17 protein-coding genes are annotated in these 18373 nt (G+C 68.8%); 10 read left to right on the forward strand and 7 right to left on the reverse strand.

Annotated features, from left to right (window positions below; genetic code table 11):
• Positions 1-103 precede the first annotated feature (103 nt).
• Both GSE44_RS07530 and sugE read left to right on the forward strand, forming a co-directional pair.
• A complete protein-coding gene (locus tag GSE44_RS07530) occupies positions 104-343 on the forward strand; it encodes a hypothetical protein (protein ID WP_159348175.1) in 240 nt (79 codons plus the stop codon).
• A 107-nt stretch (positions 344-450) separates the two neighbouring features.
• A complete protein-coding gene (sugE, locus tag GSE44_RS07535) occupies positions 451-777 on the forward strand; it encodes a quaternary ammonium compound efflux SMR transporter SugE (protein WP_408015095.1) in 327 nt (108 codons plus the stop codon).
• Positions 778-787: 10 nt separating this feature from the next.
• Here the strand turns inward: sugE and GSE44_RS07540 are convergent, their stop codons facing one another.
• The gene (locus GSE44_RS07540) at positions 788-2209 is read right to left on the reverse strand and encodes a helix-turn-helix domain-containing protein (protein WP_159348176.1); all 1422 of its coding nucleotides are present in this window, start codon (positions 2207-2209) and stop codon (positions 788-790) included.
• A gap of 131 nt (positions 2210-2340) precedes the next feature.
• On the opposite strand from GSE44_RS07540, the gene aceA reads away from it, so the two are divergent.
• Positions 2341-3753, forward strand: coding sequence for an isocitrate lyase (aceA, locus tag GSE44_RS07545; RefSeq protein ID WP_235924612.1), 1413 nt, complete (start codon positions 2341-2343; stop codon positions 3751-3753).
• A 49-nt stretch (positions 3754-3802) separates the two neighbouring features.
• Here aceA and GSE44_RS07550 read toward each other — a convergent pair whose 3' ends face one another.
• From GSE44_RS07550 to GSE44_RS07570, 5 genes are all read right to left on the reverse strand, one after another.
• On the reverse strand, positions 3803-5389 hold the full coding sequence (locus GSE44_RS07550; RefSeq protein WP_159348177.1) for an ABC transporter substrate-binding protein: 1587 nt from the start codon (positions 5387-5389) through the stop codon (positions 3803-3805).
• Between the two features lie 119 nt (positions 5390-5508).
• Entirely contained in the window at positions 5509-6438 is a 930-nt protein-coding gene (locus GSE44_RS07555; protein ID WP_159348178.1) for a dihydrodipicolinate synthase family protein, read from the reverse strand.
• A gap of 101 nt (positions 6439-6539) precedes the next feature.
• Positions 6540-7184 carry a 5,6-dimethylbenzimidazole synthase gene (bluB, locus tag GSE44_RS07560; RefSeq protein WP_159348179.1) on the reverse strand — a complete coding sequence of 215 codons (645 nt, stop codon included), beginning with the start codon at positions 7182-7184 and terminating at the stop codon, positions 6540-6542.
• An 84-nt stretch (positions 7185-7268) separates the two neighbouring features.
• A complete protein-coding gene (gene cuyB / locus GSE44_RS07565) occupies positions 7269-7991 on the reverse strand; it encodes a cysteate racemase (RefSeq protein ID WP_235924613.1) in 723 nt (240 codons plus the stop codon).
• Positions 7991-8749, reverse strand: a complete 759-nt coding sequence (locus GSE44_RS07570) for a sulfite exporter TauE/SafE family protein (protein ID WP_159348180.1) — start codon at positions 8747-8749, stop codon at positions 7991-7993. The genes cuyB and GSE44_RS07570 overlap by 1 nt, the downstream gene beginning before the upstream one ends.
• A 143-nt stretch (positions 8750-8892) precedes the next feature.
• Between GSE44_RS07570 and GSE44_RS07575 the strand changes: the two genes are divergently transcribed.
• The 7 genes from GSE44_RS07575 (at position 8893) to GSE44_RS07605 (ending at position 17528) form a co-directional block, all read left to right on the forward strand.
• On the forward strand, positions 8893-9723 hold the full coding sequence (locus GSE44_RS07575; RefSeq protein ID WP_235924614.1) for a sulfite exporter TauE/SafE family protein: 831 nt from the start codon (positions 8893-8895) through the stop codon (positions 9721-9723).
• A gap of 62 nt (positions 9724-9785) precedes the next feature.
• A complete protein-coding gene (locus GSE44_RS07580) occupies positions 9786-11033 on the forward strand; it encodes an Hsp70 family protein (RefSeq protein WP_159348181.1) in 1248 nt (415 codons plus the stop codon).
• A gap of 424 nt (positions 11034-11457) precedes the next feature.
• Positions 11458-11583, forward strand: coding sequence for a type B 50S ribosomal protein L36 (gene ykgO / locus GSE44_RS07585; RefSeq protein WP_043337704.1), 126 nt, complete (start codon positions 11458-11460; stop codon positions 11581-11583).
• 266 nt (positions 11584-11849) lie between these two features.
• The gene (locus tag GSE44_RS07590; protein ID WP_201305969.1) at positions 11850-13889 is read left to right on the forward strand and encodes an MASE4 domain-containing protein; all 2040 of its coding nucleotides are present in this window, start codon (positions 11850-11852) and stop codon (positions 13887-13889) included.
• Positions 13890-13956: 67 nt separating this feature from the next.
• Positions 13957-15414, forward strand: a complete 1458-nt coding sequence (locus tag GSE44_RS07595; RefSeq protein ID WP_159348182.1) for an FAD-linked oxidase C-terminal domain-containing protein — start codon at positions 13957-13959, stop codon at positions 15412-15414.
• 5 nt (positions 15415-15419) lie between these two features.
• Entirely contained in the window at positions 15420-16610 is a 1191-nt protein-coding gene (locus tag GSE44_RS26190; RefSeq protein ID WP_408015096.1) for an FAD-binding protein, read from the forward strand.
• 276 nt (positions 16611-16886) lie between these two features.
• Complete coding sequence (locus GSE44_RS07605) at positions 16887-17528, forward strand: hypothetical protein (protein ID WP_159348184.1); 642 nt, start codon at positions 16887-16889, stop codon at positions 17526-17528.
• Positions 17529-17705: 177 nt separating this feature from the next.
• Here GSE44_RS07605 and GSE44_RS07610 read toward each other — a convergent pair whose 3' ends face one another.
• Positions 17706-18221 carry a VOC family protein gene (locus GSE44_RS07610; RefSeq protein ID WP_159348185.1) on the reverse strand — a complete coding sequence of 172 codons (516 nt, stop codon included), beginning with the start codon at positions 18219-18221 and terminating at the stop codon, positions 17706-17708.
• Between the last annotated feature and the right edge of the window lie 152 nt (positions 18222-18373).

The raw sequence follows: 18373 nt of genomic DNA on the forward strand, positions 1-18373 counted from the left end.
CATCAATCGACACTTGAACGTATATTCAGGTGTCGTTATAAATCGGCTTAGTGTTGCGAGTTATTCTCAACAACAGCGCAGCACGGAATATGGGGTTGGATGGATGGGGCAAGACTTCAGCTACATCGCCCGCAACTGCGAGCGGGCCGTCGTGACCGCCTATCGCGAGCTGCGCGATGTTGGCACGAATGACTTCAGCGCCTTCGGCGCCTGCACCTCCCTGTACCGGATCCATCACCCGGAAGCGACGGTAACCGAGGCGCGTCGCCTGGTGGCGGAGTGGATCGACCACCATGTTGTGCGCGCCGATCCTGGCCCGACACCTGGCTGCGACTGCGACTGACATTCTGATTGCGGGCGGCGCGACCAGCGCCTGACCTGTGGGCCGGGGGACGACCCCTGGCCCGATCCCCCGTTCGCCGGGACGGCCCGGCCCCATTGGATGGGGCCGTGAACTTGGCCTGGATTCTCCTTGTTATTGCTGGGCTGCTTGAGATCGTCTGGGCCTTCGGGATGAAGGCTTCGGAAGGGTTTTCGCGTCTGGGCTGGTCGGTTCTTACCGTGGTGGCGATGGTCGCCAGCGTGGGGCTGCTGGGGCTCGCCATGCGGAGCCTGCCCCTGGGCACGGCCTATGCGATCTGGACCGGGATCGGGGCGCTGGGCGCCTTCGTGGTGGGGATCGCCGTGCTGGGAGAGGCGGCCACGCCGATGCGGATTGGCAGCGCGGCGCTGATCCTGGCGGGGCTGGTGGGGCTGAAGCTGACCTCGGGGGAGTAGGGCAGGCCGCTTATCCGGCGGCGCCGGGGGCGGGCTGGCTCGGTGGCGTGAAGCCGTAAGGGGCGCCGGCCTGGGCCGGATCGAGCAGGAGGCGGTGCTCGAGCGGCGGGAAGGCGCGGGAGCGGCAATCCGGGCGGTCGCAGAGGCGGCAGGACAGGCCGATCCCGACCCGTGCCGAGATCAGGTCCAGACCGTCGGCGTAGCAGACCTCCGGCGCGTGGCTCAGCTCGCAGCCCATGGCGACGACGCGCATGGGCGCCGGCTCGCCCCAGCGGGTGGCGGGGTGTTCCACCGTACGTGCGAAGCAGAGGAAGGCGGCGCCGTCGGTCAGCTCCGCCACCTGCACCACGATGCGGCCGGGGGTGGCGAAGGCGGCATGCGGGATCCAGCGCGGGCAGGAGCCGCCTCCGCGCGCAAAGGGGAAACCCGCGGCCGAGAAGCGCTTGGAGACATTTCCCGCCGGGTCCACGCGCAGGAAGAAGAAGGGCACCCCGCGCGCGCCCTCCCGCTGCAAGGTGGAGAGGCGGTGGCAGGTCTGCTCGTAAGATGCGGCGAAGCGGGCGGAGAGCGCGGCCACGTCATGCCGCAGCACGCGGGCGGCGGCGAGGAAGGGCGCGTAGGGCAGCATCACGGCGGCGGCCACGTAGTTGAGCAGGCCGATGCGCAGCATGGCGCCGGCTTCCTCGCTGGACGGGCCGATGACGGCGATGATTCGTTCGACGGCATCGCGTGCCTCCAGCAGGGCGAGGGTGAAGGCGAGATGGAAGCTGCGGCTTTCGCGCGGGAGGGTTTCGCTCAGGAGGAGCTGGCCCGCGGTGGCGTCGTAGCGGCGCAGGGCGGCGCCGGGCAGCACGCCGACGGAGACGGCAATTCCGTGATGGGCGTGCAGGCGATGCGCGAGTGCGTGGTCGAGCGCCTGGGGGGTGGGATCGCCCGCCGCGGCGCGCAGGGTTTCGGCGGCGTCCTCCAGGGCTGGGAAGTGGTTGCCGGCATCGTGGAAAGCGTCCCGCGCTTCCTCGCTGGGGAGCAGGAGGCGGCGGCCGGAGGGGAGGGAAAGGCCGGCGGAGTCCTCGCGCGCGACGCGCCAGGCGCGCCAGAGGGCGAGCATCGCGCGGGCGGCGTCGGGGGCTGAGGCGACGAGGGCGGCGGCCTGGTCCTCGGGCACGGCTTCGGCGCCGAGCAACGGATCCCTGAAGACTTCGCGCAGGCCGGCTTCGAGGCGGCCTTCCGCCTGGCCGGAGAGAAGGGCGAGATCGACGGAAAGGGCGTCGGCGAGCTTGAAGACGAGGCTGGCGGTGATGGCGCGCTGGTCGGCCTCGATGAGGTTCATGTAGCTGGCGGAAATGCCCAGGCGCGCGGCGAGGGCAGCCTGGGTGATGCCCTGTTCCTGGCGGAGACGCCGGACCACCCGGCCGATCATGGGACGCGCCATGATTTACAACCTTTACGGATTTTCGCCGGGGGCGGTGAAGGGATTGACCGGTTTGCTGGTCTGAACTGCCTGGAAAAGCTCGCTTTTTCGGCGCGGATGTCAATCCTTTACGCATTGCAGGAGGACAGGCGATGCACCCCCAGACCCAACCCAATTTCTCCCCCGATGGCTCCGGCAGCGGCATTCCCGCGGAGCCCAACCGCTTCGCCGGGATCCGGCGCGACTACACGCCGGAGGATGTCGAGCGGCTCTCCGGCTCCTTCCGGGTTCGGCACACCCTGGCTGAGATGGGCGCCGAGCGGCTGTGGCGGCTGCTGCATTCGGAGCCCTTCGTGCCGACGCTCGGCGCGCTGACGGGCAACCAGGCGCTGCAGCAGGTGAAGGCCGGGCTGAAGGCGATCTATCTCTCCGGCTGGCAGGTGGCCGCCGATGCGAATTCGGCCGGGGAGATGTATCCGGACCAGTCGCTCTATCCAGTGGATTCCGTGCCGAAGGTGGTGCGGCGGATCAATGCCTCGCTGCGGCGCGCGGACCAGATCGCGACGCAGGAGGGTGGCGACACGACGCATTGGATGGCGCCGATCATCGCCGATGCGGAGGCCGGCTTCGGCGGGCCGCTGAATGCCTATGAGCTGATGCGCGCGATGATCGAGGCGGGCGCGGCCGGCGTGCATTTCGAGGACCAGCTGGCCAGCGAGAAGAAGTGTGGGCATCTCGGGGGCAAGGTGCTGGTGCCGATCAGCCAGCATATCCGCACGCTGAACGCGGCGCGGCTGGCGGCCGACGTGGAGGGCGTGCCGACGGTGCTGCTCTGCCGCACGGATGCGGAGAGCGCGCAGCTTCTCACCAGCGACGTGGATGAGCGCGACCATCCCTTCATCAGCGGCGAGCGGACGCCTGAGGGGTTCTTCCGGATCAAGGCGGGCGTGGGCAAGGATTACGCGATCGCGCGCGGGCTGGCCTATGCGCCCTATGCCGACCTGCTGTGGTGGGAGACGAGCGATCCGGACCTGGAGGATGCGCGGCGCTTCGCCGAGGCGATCCACCGGGAGTTCCCGGACAAGCTGCTGGCTTATAACTGCTCACCCAGCTTCAACTGGAAGCGGAAGATGGGCGAGGCGCAGGCGGCGAAGTTCCAGGCCGAGATCGCAGCCATGGGCTACAAGTTCCAGTTCATCACCCTCGCCGGCTTCCACAGCCTGAACCATTCGATGTTCAGCCTGGCAAGGGGATACCGCGAGCGCGGGATGGCCGCTTATTCCGAGTTGCAGCAGGCGGAATTCGCGTCCGAGGCGGATGGCTACACGGCCACGCGGCATCAGCGCGAGGTGGGGGTGGGGTACTTCGACGCGGTCGCCGCGGCGGCGAGCGGCGGACGTTCTTCCACCACGGCATTGAAGCATTCGACCGAGGCGGCGCAGTTCCACGACGACGGTGGGGCAACGCCGCGGATGGGTGGGGAGCCAATCGATCACGACGATGGGCTGGTGCACAACCATGACTGGGCTTGCTCGGAGCGCAGCGCGCCGGCCATGGCGAAGTAGTGCGGAACGCGCTGCCATGGGGCAGGGGTCCCATGGCAGCGCGACGCGACTACTTCTTCTCCATATTCCAGAAGAACTGCACGGGGGAGAGCACCATGCCGGTGAGGTTCTTGCGGTAGGCCATTGGCTGCTGCACCAAACCTGCGGGTGCATAGGGCACGGTTTCGAAGGCGCGGCGCTCGATGCGGGCGGCCAGCGCCTTCTGCGTGTTCAGGTCGTCGCTCGCGATCCATTGGTCGCGCAGGGATTCGATCTCCGGGTCGTTGGGCCAGCCGAACCAGGCGGCGCCGCCGTTGCTGCGGATCAGCGGGTGCAGGGCGGGGTTCAGCACATCGGCGCCGGACCAGAGGGTGTGAAAAACGGACCAACCGCCGGCATCGGGGGCGCCGCGATTGGCACGGCGGCCGATGAAGCTGGCCCAGTCGGTGGAGATCAGCTCGACATTCATGCCGAGATTCTTCAGGAGTTCCTGCGTGACGAGGGACTGGTTGTAGGCGATGGGCTGGTCGGCGGGAGCGAGGAGGACGACCTTCTCGTTGTTGTAGCCGGCTTCCTTCAGCATCGCCCTGGCGCGGGTTATGTCGGCGCGCATCGCCTCGGCGCCGCCGGCGCCGGTGGACATGGGCGAGCCCGGGGTGAAGAAGGTCTTGGCTTCCTGGTAGTATTCCGGGCTGCCGACGACCGCCTGCATGTAGTCTTCCTGCTTCATCGCCATCATCACGGCTTGGCGGACCTTCGGATTGTTGAAGGGCGGCTGCGTGTGGTTGAAGCGCATCAGCAGGATAAGACCGAGCGGCACGTTCTGGATGGCGATGTTGCGGTCGCGCTTCAGGACCGGCAGCAGGTCCACGGGTGGCTGTTCGTACCAGTCCACCTCGCCCTGGATCATGGCGCCGACGGCGGCTGCAGGCTCGGTGAGCGCGACCCATTCGATCTTGTCGATCTTCGCGAGTTTGCCGCCGGCGGCCCAGGAGGGAGCCTCCTCGCGCGGCTTGTAGCCGGCGAAGCGCTCGTAGATGGCGTTCTGGCCGGGCACCCATTGTGTCGTCTGGAAGCGCCAGGGGCCGGAGCCGATGGCTTCGGTGATGTTGCGCGCGGGGTCCGTCATTGCGACGCGCTCGGGCATCATGAAGGGCACGTTGGAGGAAAGCTTGCCGAGCGCCGCCGTGATCTGCGGGAAGGGCTTCTTCAAGCGGATGGCGAAGCTGCGCGCGTCCACCACGTCGTAGCCGTCGACGAAGGTGGCGAAGGTCTGGCCGAAGGCGTCGCGTGCGGACCAGCGGCGGATGGAGGCGATGCAGTCCTGCGCGCGGACGGGGGTGTTGTCGTGGAACATCAGCCTGTCGCGCAGCTGGAAAGTCCACTTCAATCCATCCGGCGCGCTTTCCCAGTGCTGCACCATCTGTGGCTTGATCTGGAAGTTCTCATCCGTCGCGAAGAGCGTGTCGTAGATGAGATAGCCGTGGTTGCGGATGACGTAGCTGGTGGCGACGATGGGATCGAGCGAGGGCAGCGGCGTCGAGGGGATGAAGCGCAGCGGGGCCGCGGATTGCGCACGGGCGGGGCCGATATAGGGCATGCCGGCAGTGGCGATGGCGGCGCCTCCGGCGAGGAGGTGGCGGCGGGTCAGGCTCATCGGTCAATCCTCATAGGGTTTGATGCCGTGCGCTTGGCGGCGCTTCCAGCGTTTCGTCCGCGTCTGTGTCTTGGGAACGGCCCCGTCGGGCCGTTCCGTTCATGCGATTGCGCGCTGAATCAGGCCGCCTTGGGCAGGCCCACATCCGGCAGCTTGGGGCGGCTGGCGAGGGCGGCCTTCATCATCGCCTCGACCTCCCCGCGCTCCTTCTCCGGCAGGGCGAGGCGGGGCGGGCGGGTGATGGCGGAGCCGCGGCCCATAATGGCCTCGCAGAGCTTGATGCATTGCACGAGGTCCGGGCGCGCATCGAGATGCAGCAGCGGCATGAACCATTCGTAGATCGGCATCAGCTCGGCCATGCGGCCTTCCCGCGCCAGGCGGAAGAGGGTCTCGCCCTCAACCGGGAAGGCGTTGGACATGCCGGAGACCCAGCCCTCGGCGCCCATCAGCACGCTTTCCACCACCACGTCGTCCAGGCCTGCGAAGAGGGTGAAGCGGTCGCCGACGAGATTGCGCAGGTCGGTGAAGCGGCGCGTATCGCCCGAGGATTCCTTAAAGCAGACGATGGTCTCGACATCGGCGAGCATGGCCAGGATGTCGGGCGTGACGTCGTTCTTGTAGATGGGCGGGTTGTTGTAGACCATCACCGGCAGGTCGGTGGCAGAGGCCACGCCGCGGAAATGCGCGGCGGTCTCGTGCGGCTTCGCGGAATAGACGAGGGCGGGCATCACCATGATGCCGTCCAGCCCGATGCGCGAGGCTTCCTTCGCCGTGTCGCAGGCGAAGGCCGTGGTGAATTCGGCAATGCCGGCGATGACGGGAACGCGGCCCTTCGCGGCGTCCTTCGCGGCCCCCATCACCTGCACCTTCTCCTTGAGGGAGAGCGCGGTGTTCTCGCCGACCGTACCGCAGACGATGAGGCCGGAGACGCCATCCCGAACCAGGTTCTCGATCACCTTGTGGGTGGCCTGGAGGTCCAGGCTGAAATCCTCGCGGAACTGGGTGGTGACGGCGGGGAATACGCCCTGCCAGCCGATCTTCTTCGCCATGGGAAGCTCCTGCGCTGCGGACAAAACGTAGATTGGATAAAATAGACGGGTCAAGCGTGCGTGCGGGGTCGCTGGTGGCGGCGCCAGGATCAGGATGGGGCTTAGCGGAAGATGAGAGTGGAACTGGCGGGTTGCCGGGACTCCCAACCGAGGCGCTCCAACTCCGGCCAATCCTGTTCCGCCGCCGGATAGCCCAGACAGAAATAGCCGATGAGGGTCCAGCCCGGCGGCAGGTCCAGGACCGCGGCGACCTTCGCCGGCTCAAGGATGGAAACCCAGCCGAGGCCAAGGCCCGATGCCCGCGCGGCCAGCCAAAGCGTGTGCACGGTCATGACGGCCGAGTAGGCCGTGGTCTCCGGCATTGTCCGGCGCGCCAGCCCGTGGCCCTGCTCCGGATCGGGCAGGGCGAAGACGGCGAGATGGCAGGGCGCCTGGTCAAGCCCAGCCAATTTGAGCCGTGCATAGAGGGCTGCCCGCTCGGGCTCCTGGCCGGACAGGGCTTGCGCGTTGCATGCCTTGAAGCTCGCGCGGATCGCGGCGCGGCGGGATGGGTCATCCACCAGGACGAAGCGCCAGAGCTGGCTGAGGCCCACCGAGGGGGCGAGATTTGCCACGTCCAACAATTCGCGCAGCAGGCGGGAAGGCACGGGCTTCCGGTCGAAATGGCGCACGTCGCGCCGCCACCGGAACAACTCCGTCAGCTGCGTGCGGAAGCCATCCCCGAAGACGTGTGCGGGTAGCGTCATGGTGGCCTTACGTCATGCCCCCGATATTACGGCTCCCGACGGGCCGCGGATTTCTTGCGGCCCTCCAGGAGCGAGGGCGCGGCCCTAACCGGATGGGCGTGCCCAGCGGATGGAGGCAAGCGCCAGGGCCTCGATCGTGTCGATGACTGGGAAGGGCTGGGCGGGGCCGGCTGCGATGCCGAGGGGAATCTCGGTGCAGCCGAGCACCACGGCGCGGGCTCCCCGGGCGGCGAGGGCCTGAGCGGCCGCGGCCAGCGGGGCATGGGATTCGGCCACGCGGTTGGCCTTCACCAGGGCGATGCCGGGTGAGACCAAGCGGGCCATTTCCTCCTCGGTCGGGACCGAGACCTCCCAGCCATTCCCGCGCAGCCCGTTCTGATAGAGCCCCATGGCGAGGGTGGCGGCTGTGCCCATGACACCGATGGGGCCGGGGCCGATGCCCTGGACGCGCAGCGCATCGGCGGCGGCCTCGACGATGTCGAGGACGGGCAGGCGGGTGGCGGCGCGCATGCCGTCGATCCATCCATGGGCGGTGTTGCAGGGGATGGCGATGGCTCCGCAGCCGGCGGCTTCCAGCCCGCGTATGCCGCGGATGAGGGCAGGCAGGGGGTCTGGGCCGCACCCCTGGCGCGCCGCGGTGCGGTCAGGCACGCGGGGGTCGGACCAGAGGATGGTGGGGATATGGTCCTGGTCCCGCTCGGCCGGGGTCAGGAGGGTGAGCTGGCGCATGAACTCGGCGCTGGCCAAGGGGCCCATGCCGCCGAGGACGCCCAGGATCCTGTCGCCCTGCATTTTTTCATTCGCCATCAGGAAAGCCCGTCCCAGACCAGTTTTGCGCCGGTGATCGCCAGCAGCACATAGACCACGTTGTAGAAGGTTCTGTCCGTGATCCGCCGCTGGAGCCAGATGCCGAAATAGACGCCGATGGGGGCGACCGGGACAAGGAGGAGGCTGGTGAGGATGTTGGTCCAGTCGAGCAGGCCGAGGCCCCAGTAGGGCAGGAGCTTCGTGTAGTTCATCACCCCGAAGAAGACGGTGGTGGTGGCGGCCAGCTTCTGGCGGTCGAGCCGCAGCGGATAGAGATAGATGGCCAGCGGCGGTCCGCCGGAATGGGCGAGGGTGCTGGTCAGGCCCGAGGCCGCGCCGCAGATCCAGGCCTTGATGCGGTTGGGGGCGGCGGGGGGCGGCAGCAGGCCGCGCAGGCGCTGCCAGAGGGAGCGGGCGAGGAAGCCCAGCGTCAGCAGCCCGAGGAGCAGGCTGATGCCCTGGGCGGAGAAGAGGCCGAAGGCGAGGGAGCCGATGGCGATGCCGAGGATGCCGGATGGCAGGAGGGCGCGCATCTCCCGCGTGCTCCATTTCCCCCACCAGGCGCGCAGCCCGGCGACATCCATGACGCAGAGAACGGGCAGGGCGATTCCGGCCGCCTGCGGGGCGGGCACGAGGGTAGCCATGAGCGGGACCGCCACGTTGCCGGCGCCGGAGGCGAAGCCGCCCTTGCTGATTCCGTTGATCAGGAAGCCCGGTACGGCAAGGGCGTAGAACCAGGGATCGGTGATGAGCGGCACGGGACGGAGGATGCTCCGGACCGTCCGGTGGCGCCAGCCTCCCCCCTGACAGGTGCCGCGTTCCGGCCTACAGCCGGCCTCGCGGCTCTTCCGGCCGACGCATTCCTTCCACGCCTTTCCCCACCACTGCCCAGGACCTGCCCATGGACCATATGCATGACCCTGTCTGGATCGCCGCCCTGGCGGCGGTGATGGCGGCGACGGGGCTGGTTTCAGGCACGTTGGCGGGGTTGCTGGGGGTTGGAGGCGGCATCGTCATCGTGCCGGTGCTGTTCAACGTGTTTCCCTTCCTCTCCATCCCGGAAGTGATCCAGATGAAGCTGGCGGTCGGGACCTCGCTGGCCACCATCATCCCTACTTCGATCCAATCGGCCCGCAAGCACCATGCGAGAGGGGCGATGGACGTGCCCCTGCTGAAGGCGATGATCCCCTCGCTGATCATCGGCGTGGCGATCGGCACGGTGATCGCGATCTGGGTGAAGGGATCGACCCTGACGGCGGTCTTTGCCGTGATCGCGCTGCTGGTGGCGCTGAACATGGGCTTCACCGGGGTGGATGCGCGGCTACGGGAAAGCTTCCCGACCGGCTTCCTGCGGCAGGTTCTCGGTGTCTTCATCGGCGGCGTCTCGGCCATGATGGGCATCGGCGGCGGCACGGTGGGCGTGCCGCTGATGAACATGTTCGGCACGCCGATCCGCTCGGCGGTGGCCACGGCCTCGGCCTTCGGGATCGTCATCGCCATCCCGGCCACCATCGGCTTCATCTATGCGGGCTGGGGCGATCCGCTGCTGCCTCCGGCTAGTCTGGGCTATGTGAACCTGATCGGCTTTGCGCTGATCGTGCCCTCCTCCATGCTGGCGACGCCCTGGGGGGTGCATCTGGCGCATACCATCCCGCCGCTGGCGCTGAAGCGGGCTTTCGCGGTGTTCCTGGCGATCACCTCGATCCGGATGATCTACTCCCTCGTCACCTGACCCCCTTGCCAGGGGGACGCGGACAGGGTTGAACCCGCCCCCTTTTCGCGGAGGGGCCGGCCATGCGACCCGTCATCGGCATCGATTTCGGCACCACCAACAGCGTCGTCACCGCGCTCCGTGCCAATGGGGAGGCGGTGACGCTGCGGCATGACACGGGGGAAGTGTTCCGCTCTCTCCTGTGCTTCTGGTCCGACCCGCGCGGCGGGGCGTTGCGCCATGCGGCGGGGCCGGCGGCGATCGAGGCCTATCTCGACGAGCCGCTGGCCAGCCGCCTCATCATGTCGATGAAGAGCTATCTGGCGCAGAAGAGCTTCACCGAAACGCGGATCATGGGCCGGCGCTGGACGCTGGAATCCCTCATCGCCCTGTTCCTGCGGGAGCTGCTGGCGCCCTTCGGATCGGAGATGGAGGGCGCCAGGGTGGTGGTGGGCCGGCCGGTGCGCTTCGTGGGGGATCGGGCGGACGATGACTTCGGGGAGGCGCGGCTGCGTCAGGGCTTCGCCGGTGCCGGGCTGCCCGATGTGACCGTGGCACTGGAGCCGGCGGCGGCCGGGCACCGCTTCGCCAGCGGGATCGGGCGGCCGGCAACGGTGCTGGTGGGGGATTTTGGCGGCGGCACGAGCGACTTCTCCCTGCTGCGCTTCGATCCCGGCCCGCCGCGGCGCGTGGCGGCGCTGGGCCATGCCGGGGTGGGCCTGGCCGGGGATGCCTTCGACACGCGGATCATCGACCATGTCGTCTCGCCGCTGCTGGGCAAGGGCGGGGAATATTCGGTGATGGGCAAGAAGCTGCCGATTCCGCCCGCCTGGTATGCGAGCTTCGCCCGCTGGCACCAGCTGCCGCTCATGCGTGGGCCAAAGACGCTGCGCGAGATCGGGGAGGTGGCCCGCACTGCCGATCATCCGGAGCGGCTGCGCCATCTGGTGCGGCTGATCGAGGACGAGGCGGGTTATGCGCTGTATCGCGCGGTGTCCTCGGCCAAGGCGGCGCTGTCCTCGGCGGAGGAGGCGGTGCTGTCCTTCCAGCACGAGGATTTCAGCATCGAGTCGCGGATCGCGCGGGCGGATTTCGAGGCCTGGATCGCGCCGGACCTGGCCCGGATGGAGGCGGCGGTGGAGGCCGCCCTGGCCGATGCCGGGATCGGGGCCGATGCGGTGGACCGGGTGTTCCTGACCGGCGGCACCTCGCTCGTGCCCGCCGTGCGCGCGCTGTTCGCCCGCCGCTTTGGGGAGGAGCGGATCTTCGGCGGCGGCGAGTTCGTCTCCGTGGCCGAGGGGCTGGCGCTGATGGGGCGGGAGGAAAGCTGAGCCGGCTTCAGGATCGGGCACGGCCGCGCATGTAGCGGCGTTCCGGGCGATAGCGGAGGCGGCGGAGGAAGAGGCGGAATCGGTCGAGCATGGCGGGTCCCGTCTGGCTGGCCCACCCTGCGGGCCAGGTCTTTCGGGAACGTAAGCAGGCGGCGTCGGATGCCGGCGGGCCCGGTAGATCCGTGTGGGATCGAGTCCATTTTCGAGACGTTTTTGGAGGCGTTTCGGATAGGCTGGGCGGGACTCGGGCAGGCTGGCTACTGCCGATCGGTGGGGACGGCCGCCGGCCACGCGTGGCGCCGTGCAGGGTGGCGAAGGTTGACCCATGCGGGTCCTGCCCATATACCGCCGCCTCCTTCCGGGGGACGGCCACGTCGCCCCGCCCCCTCATGCCTTGCCCAGGCACTGTCACCAGGCTGGACCCATGAAGATCCGTAATTCCCTCAAGACCGCCAAGACGCGCGACAAGAACTGCGTGGTGGTGCGCCGCCGCGGGCGCCTCTACGTGCTGAACAAGAAGAACCCCCGCCTGAAGGCCCGCCAGGGCTGAGGGCGCTCGCCGGCCCTTCGGGGCTGGCGGCGCGACCGGTACGCGGCGCTTCCTGCGCCGTCCCGGCTATCCCGCCTGGGCAGGGTTCGATGCGTCGCCGCCGGGGGGGGCTCCCCCGGCGGTTTTTCGCATTTCAGCTATACGCAGATCCTTGGGGCGTCATGGGTGACATCGGCATCAAATCTGCCATGATGCAACCAGAACGTGCAGAAGGCCGCTTTCTTGGAATCGATCTGCACCAAGGGGTTGTGGTGGGGACGGGGATAGTGGCCGAATCCACTCCAGCCTCCCTGGCTAGCGAACCGGCGCCCCGTGGGCAGCGCCGCGCCGCGTTGGTGCTCTGCTTCCTGGCGATCGTCGCGACCCTGTGCCTGCTGCCCGTGGCCGCCCAGCCGGGGCCGGTGTTGCCTGGCTTCGTTCTCGTTAACCAGACGGCGCTCGTCGTGGCCTATGGGCTGGGTGCCTGGGTGCTCTTCGCTCAGTTCCGGCGGGCACGCTCGCTGCCGCTGCTGCTCATTGCGGGCGGCACGCTCTACACCGCCGCCATCGTCCTGCTGCATCTGCTGAGCTTCCCAGGGCTGGTGGCGAATGGCCGCGTGCTCGGGAACGGGCCGCATACCACGACCTGGCTCTGGACCTTCTGGCATTTCGGCCCCCCTGCCTGCGCTCTGGCCTATGCGCTGGCGCTGCGCGGCGGGAAGCCACTGGTGGTCAGGCCGCCGGTCGGCCGGGTAGCCTCCGCCGTGGCAGTGCTGTTGGCCCTGGCGGCCGCCGGAGGCGCGGCCCTGATCGCGACCTGGGGGCTGCCCTGGCTGCCGGACCTGGCGGCGGGGGATGATTTCTGGGTGCTGACCACTTCGGGCGTGGGGCCGGCGTTGCAGGTGCTGACGGTGCTGGCCCTGCTTCTCGTCTGGCGCGCGACGCGGGGCCGGCAGACGGTGCTCGACCTCTGGATCACCGTCTCCCTTGTCCTGCTGGTGCTGGACAACTTCCTCACGCTGAGCGGTGCAACACGCGGCTCGGTCGGCTGGTATGTGGGGCGGATTGAGGCACTGGTCTCGGCCTTCGTTATCCTCTGGGCCTATCTGCACGAGGTCGATGCGCTGCGCATCCGGGCGGAGGCTTCCGCCGAGGAGGCGGCGCGGGCCGGGGCGGCGCTGCGCCAGGCGCAGAAGTTGGAGGCGGTGGGTCGGCTGACCGGCGGCATCGCGCATGACTTCAACAACCTGCTGATGGTCGTCACCAGCGGCTTCGACATGATCCGCCGGCGGCCTCAGGACCATGCGCGGGTGATGAAGCTGGCGGATGCCGGGCTGGAGGCGGCGCAGCGCGGGGCACGGCTGACGCGACAGTTGCTGACCTTCGCGCGGCGGCAGAATCTGCGGCCGGAGACGATGAACCTGAACGTCGCGCTGCTGGATTTCGAGCCGCTGACGCGGCGGGCGCTGGGGGAGACGGTGGCGCTCGAGCTGTCGCTGCATCCGGCGCTGCACCCGACGCGGATCGACCCAGGCGAGTTCGAGGCGGCGGTGCTCAACCTCGTCGTCAATGCGCGGGACGCCATGCCGCCGCAGGGCGGCCGGATCACCATCGGGACACGCAACGTGGCGCTGGGGCGCGGTTCTCGCCTGACGCCAGCGGGGCTGTCGCCGGGCCATTTCGTGGTGGTTTCGGTCTCCGATGATGGTTGCGGCATGGACGAGGCGACGCGCGCCCAGGCTTTCGAGCCCTTCTTCACCACCAAGGAGTTCGGTAAGGGGTCCGGCCTGGGGCTGAGCCAGGTCTACGGCTTTGCGCGGGCCTCGGGCGGGGAGGTGGAGATTGCCTCGGCGCTCGGTCGTGGCACGGTTGTCGAGATCTGGCTGCCGCGCGCGGAAAGCGTCCAGCCGGTCGTTCCGGTCAGTACTGGCGTGACCTCTCAGCTGCGGCGGGCCGAGGCGGGCGAGACGGTGCTGGCGGTGGAGGATGAGCCGGCGGTGCTGGCCGTCGTGGTCGAGAATCTCACCGACTTGGGCTACCGGGTGCTGGCGGCACGCGACGCCTCGGAGGCGCTGGAGCGGCTGCGGGGCGAGGAACGGGTGGATATCCTGTTCTCGGATGTGGTGATGCCGGGCGGGATGAATGGCGTGCAGCTGGCGGTGGAGGCGGAGCGGCTGCGGCCCGGGCTGCGGGTGCTGCTCACATCGGGCTATACCGACGAGGCGTTGGGCGAGCACAGCGTGCCGGTGGACGTGCCGATCCTGACCAAGCCCTATCGGCGGGAGGAGTTGGCCGAGCGGCTGAAGGTGGCGCGGCAAGCGGGTTGAGTGCCCTGCGCGCGCTTGCCCTGCAGGGCCGGCGATCCCATCCTGCGCCTCAGCCGGAGGAACACCCATGATCGCCCTGCCCGCACCGAAACCCGATGTGCTGGGCCGCCGCCAGGAGATCCTGGCCGGGCTGCGCGCCCTCGTCCCGGGGGATGGCGTGATCTCCGAGGCGCTGCGGCTGCGGCCCTATGAGACGGATGGGCTTTCGGCTTACCGGCAGCCGCCGCTGGCGGTGGTGCTGCCGACCTCTACGGCGCAGGTGGCCGCCGTGCTGCGCTTCTGCCACGAGAATGGCGTGCGGGTCGTGCCGCGCGGGGCCGGGACCAGCCTTTCGGGCGGTGCCCTGCCGCTGGCTGATGCCGTGGTGATCGGGATGATGCGGATGAACCGCATCCTGGATGTGTCCCTCGCGGACCGGCTGGCGGTGGTGGAGGCCGGGGTCACCAATCTCGGGATCACCAAGGCGGTGGAGGCGGACGGATTCTTCTACGCGCCCGATCCGTCCTCCCAGCTCGCCTGCATGATCGGCGGCAACGTGATGATGAATTCGGGCGGCGCGCATTGCCTGAAATACGGGGTGACGGCGAACAACCTGCTCGGCGTGAAGTTCGTCACCATCGAGGGCGAAGTGATCGATATCGGCGGCACGCATCTGGATGCGGCCGGCTATGACTGGCTTGGCATCATCACCGGCAGCGAGGGGCAGCTCGGCATCGTGACCGAGGTGACGGTGCGCATCCTGCGCGCGGCCGAGGGGCAGCGGGCGATGCTGGCGGCCTTCGGCGGGATCGAGGTGGCCGGCGCTGCGGTGGATGCCATCATGGCTTCGGGCGTGATCCCGGTGGCGCTGGAATTCATGGACAAGCCCTGCATCCATGCCTGCGAGGCCTTCGCCCATGCAGGCTATCCGCTGGATGCGGAGGCGATGCTGATCATCGAGGTGGAGGGCAGCCTGGAGGAGCAGGACGCGCTTCTCTCCAAGATCCGCGACATCTGCGCGCGCTTCGATCCGATCTCCACGCGGGTGGCGACGAGCGCGGAGGAATCGCTGGCCATTTGGAAGGGCCGCAAGGGCGCGTTCGGGGCGGTGGGACGCATTTCGCCCGACTATCTCTGCATGGACGGCACCATCCCGACGGGCGAGCTGCCGCATGTGCTGCGGCGGATCGGGGAGTTGAGCGAGGCTTACGAACTGGGCGTGGCGAATGTGTTTCATGCCGGGGACGGGAACCTGCATCCGCTGATCATGTTCGACGCCAATGATCCGGAGAGCTTCCACAAGGCGGAGGCCTTCGGGGCAGATATCCTGAAGCTTTGTGTCGAGGTGGGCGGCTGCCTGACGGGGGAGCATGGCGTCGGCGTGGAGAAGCGCGACCTGATGGGCGTGCAGTTCACGCGGCCGGAGCTGGCGCAGCAGCGCCGCATCAAGTCGGCCTTTGATCCGGAATGGCTGCTGAACCCGGCCAAGGTGTTCCCGCTGGAGGACAACCCGGCTCTCGGGCCCATCCTCGCCGCCACGGAATGAGTGCCGTGCTGGAGGTCCCGGACATGGCGCCGGGGACGGAGGAGGGGATTGCCACCGCGCTGCGCAACGCCGCCGCCCCGCTGGTGATCGAGGGGAATGGCAGCAAGCGCGGCATGCTGCGGCCGGTGCAGGCGGCGCGTACCCTGTCCACCCGCAATCTGACAGGCATCACGCTGCAGCGGCCGCAGGAGATGGTGATCTCGGCGCGTGCCGGGACGACCCTGCCGGAGATCGAGGCGGCGCTGGCCGCGCATGGCCAGATGCTGGTGGCCGAGCCGCCGGACCTGCGGGCGATGATGGGGGTGGCCGAGGCGCCGCCGCCGACGATCGGCGGGCTGGTGGCGGCCAATCTCTCCGGCCCGCGCCGGATCACGGGCTTCGCGCTGCGCGACACGGTGCTGGGCATCCGCTTCGTGAACGGAGAGGGCGAGGTGCTGCGCTCCGGCGGACGGGTGCACAAGAACGTCACGGGGCTGGACCTGTGCAAGCTGCTGGCGGGCAGCCACGGCACGCTGGGCGTTATCACCGAGGTGACGCTGAAGGTGGGACCGCTGCCGGAGCGCACGGCCACGCTGGTGGTGCCGGTGGCGGATGAGGTTGCTGGGGTGGCGGCGCTCTCGGCGGGGCTGACGAGCCCTTATGGCGTCACCGGGGCGGCGATGCTGCCGGCGGGGATGTCGGCGGGCGGGATCGAGGGGCCGGCGGCGCTGCTGCGGCTGGAGGATGTCGAGGCTTCGGTGACCTATCGGACGGAGCGTCTGCGCGCGGCGCTTCCAGGAAGCCGGGTGGTGGAGGAGGTCGCATCACGCCGGCTGTGGAGCGCCATCCGCGACGTGGCGCCGCTGCACTCGCAGGCGGGCGAGGCGGTGTGGCGCGTCTCCGTACGGCCCTCCGCGGCGCCTGGTGTGGCGGCGGCGCTGCGCGGCGCCTTCGAGGCGCGGCTGCTGCTGGACTGGGGCGGCGGGCTGATCTGGGTGGCGGGGCCAGCCTCGGAGGAGACGCATGCGGCGGTGATGGATGCGGCGCGGGATGCCGGGGGCGTCTTCACCCTGTTCCGCGCCCCTGAGCCGCTGCGCGCGGTGCTGCCCGCCATGCCCGCGGAGGTGCCGGCCCTGGCCGCGCTCTCCGCGCGGGTGAAGGCGGCATTGGATCCTGCGGGGCGGCTGAACCCCGGACGGATGCGGCCCGGACTTTAGCCCGGAGCTGAGATCACCGGGCTGCTGAGATCACCGGGCTGCTGAGATCACCGGGCTGCTGAGATCACCGGGCTGCTGAGATCATCGGGCTGCTGAGATCATCGGGCTGCTGAGATCATCGGGCTTTGGAATGCCTGAAGGCTGGAGCGAACCGGAGCATGGAATGCGGCGCGATCCCGCGGCGTTCCAGCGGAGCGGGATCACGGAATGCTGTCTGGTGGACGTTCAGGCTGCATGGCCTATGATTCGTCCCGAATCAGAGGAGAAAAACGCCCCATGTCGCTGCCCTTTCTGCGTCGGGCCATCCTGGCGCTGGCCGTCCTCCTTCTTGCGGGGACCCGGCCTGCCGCGGCGCAGGGCGACCCGAGCTTCAATCTCGTCAACCGGTCGGGCCAGACGATCCAGGAGCTCTATGTCTCCTCCGCGGATTTGAACACCTGGGGGCAGGACCTGCTGGGGAACAACGTGCTTGAGAGCGGGCGGTCCTTCCCGGTGCGGCTGCCCGTGGGGCAATGCTCCAACGATATCCGCGTGGTCTATGCGGGGGGGCGCTCGGAGGAGCGGCGGGCGACCAATACCTGCCAGGTGAACGATGTGGTCTTCGGCAACCAGGCCTCGCCGGGCCAGGGGGAGGGCAAGCGGGGGCCAACCACCTCCGGCCGGACCGGCAATCCTTCCTTCAACCTGGTGAACCGAACAGGCAAGACGATCCAGGTCCTGCGCGCCTCGCCCAGCTCTGAGAGCAGTTGGGGCGAGGACCGGCTGGGCAATGCCGTGGTGCCGCCGGGCGGCAGCTTCGCCATCCGCCTGCCGGCAGGCGAATGCAACTACGACATCCGCGTGGAATATGATGACCGCGCGGCTGAGGAGCGGCGCGGGGTGGATCTCTGCAACCTGGCCAACGTCACCTTTCCCTGATGCGGGGCGATGATGCGGCCGTTTTCGCCGCATCATCGGTGAGATTGGATGAGGCGTCGGGCCGCTTGGCCCGGCGCTTTTTTGTGCCGCAGGCGTCGGGCGGATGCTGGCTGCGGCCGGGTCTTCGCCGGCGGTCGACGCGGTGGTCGTCAGGCTGGGCTGACCAGCGAGGGCGGTTCAGTCCTTCGCCTCGGCCAGCAGGGCTGGCAGGTCGAGGCGGCGGGTGAACATGCCCAAAGAGCCGTCCGGGTTCCGCGGCCAGTCCTCGCGCGCGCGATCGACATAGAGCTCGACGCCGTTCTGGTCCGGGTCACGCAGATAGATTGCTTCCGAGACGCCGTGATCCGATGCGCCGTCCAGCTGGATGCCGGCCTGGAGCACGATCTTCACCGCGCGGGCAAGGGAGGGGCGGTCCGGATAGACCAAGGCAACATGGTAGAGGCCCGTTGTGCCCGGGGCCGGGGGCGGGCCGCCCTCGCTTTCCCAGGTGTTGAGCGCGATGTGGTGGTGGTAGCCGCCGGCCGCGAGAAAGACGGCCCCGGGGTAGCGCGCCATTTCCTCCAGCCCGATCACGTCCCGCCAGAAGGCGAGGGCGCGGTCCAGATTCGAGACCTTCAGATGGGTATGGCCGATGCGCAGCCCGGCGGGGGCGATGACGGGCTGGCCGGCGGATGCGGGGTTGGTGTCAGGCATGGCGTGATTTCCTTCTCCCCCAATCTGGTGGCCTCCATGCTGCAGCGCCAATCCTGGTGGCGGATGAGCGGCATGCGTGCGGCTGATGGGGCAACGGCACCCTGGGGTGGGCGTGCGGGCCGGAGCCGCCGCAGGAAGGGTGAGCGCGGCTT

The sequence above is a fragment of the Muricoccus harenae genome (assembly GCF_009848505.1).
GTDB classification, from domain to species: Bacteria; Pseudomonadota; Alphaproteobacteria; order Acetobacterales; family Acetobacteraceae; genus Roseomonas; species Roseomonas harenae.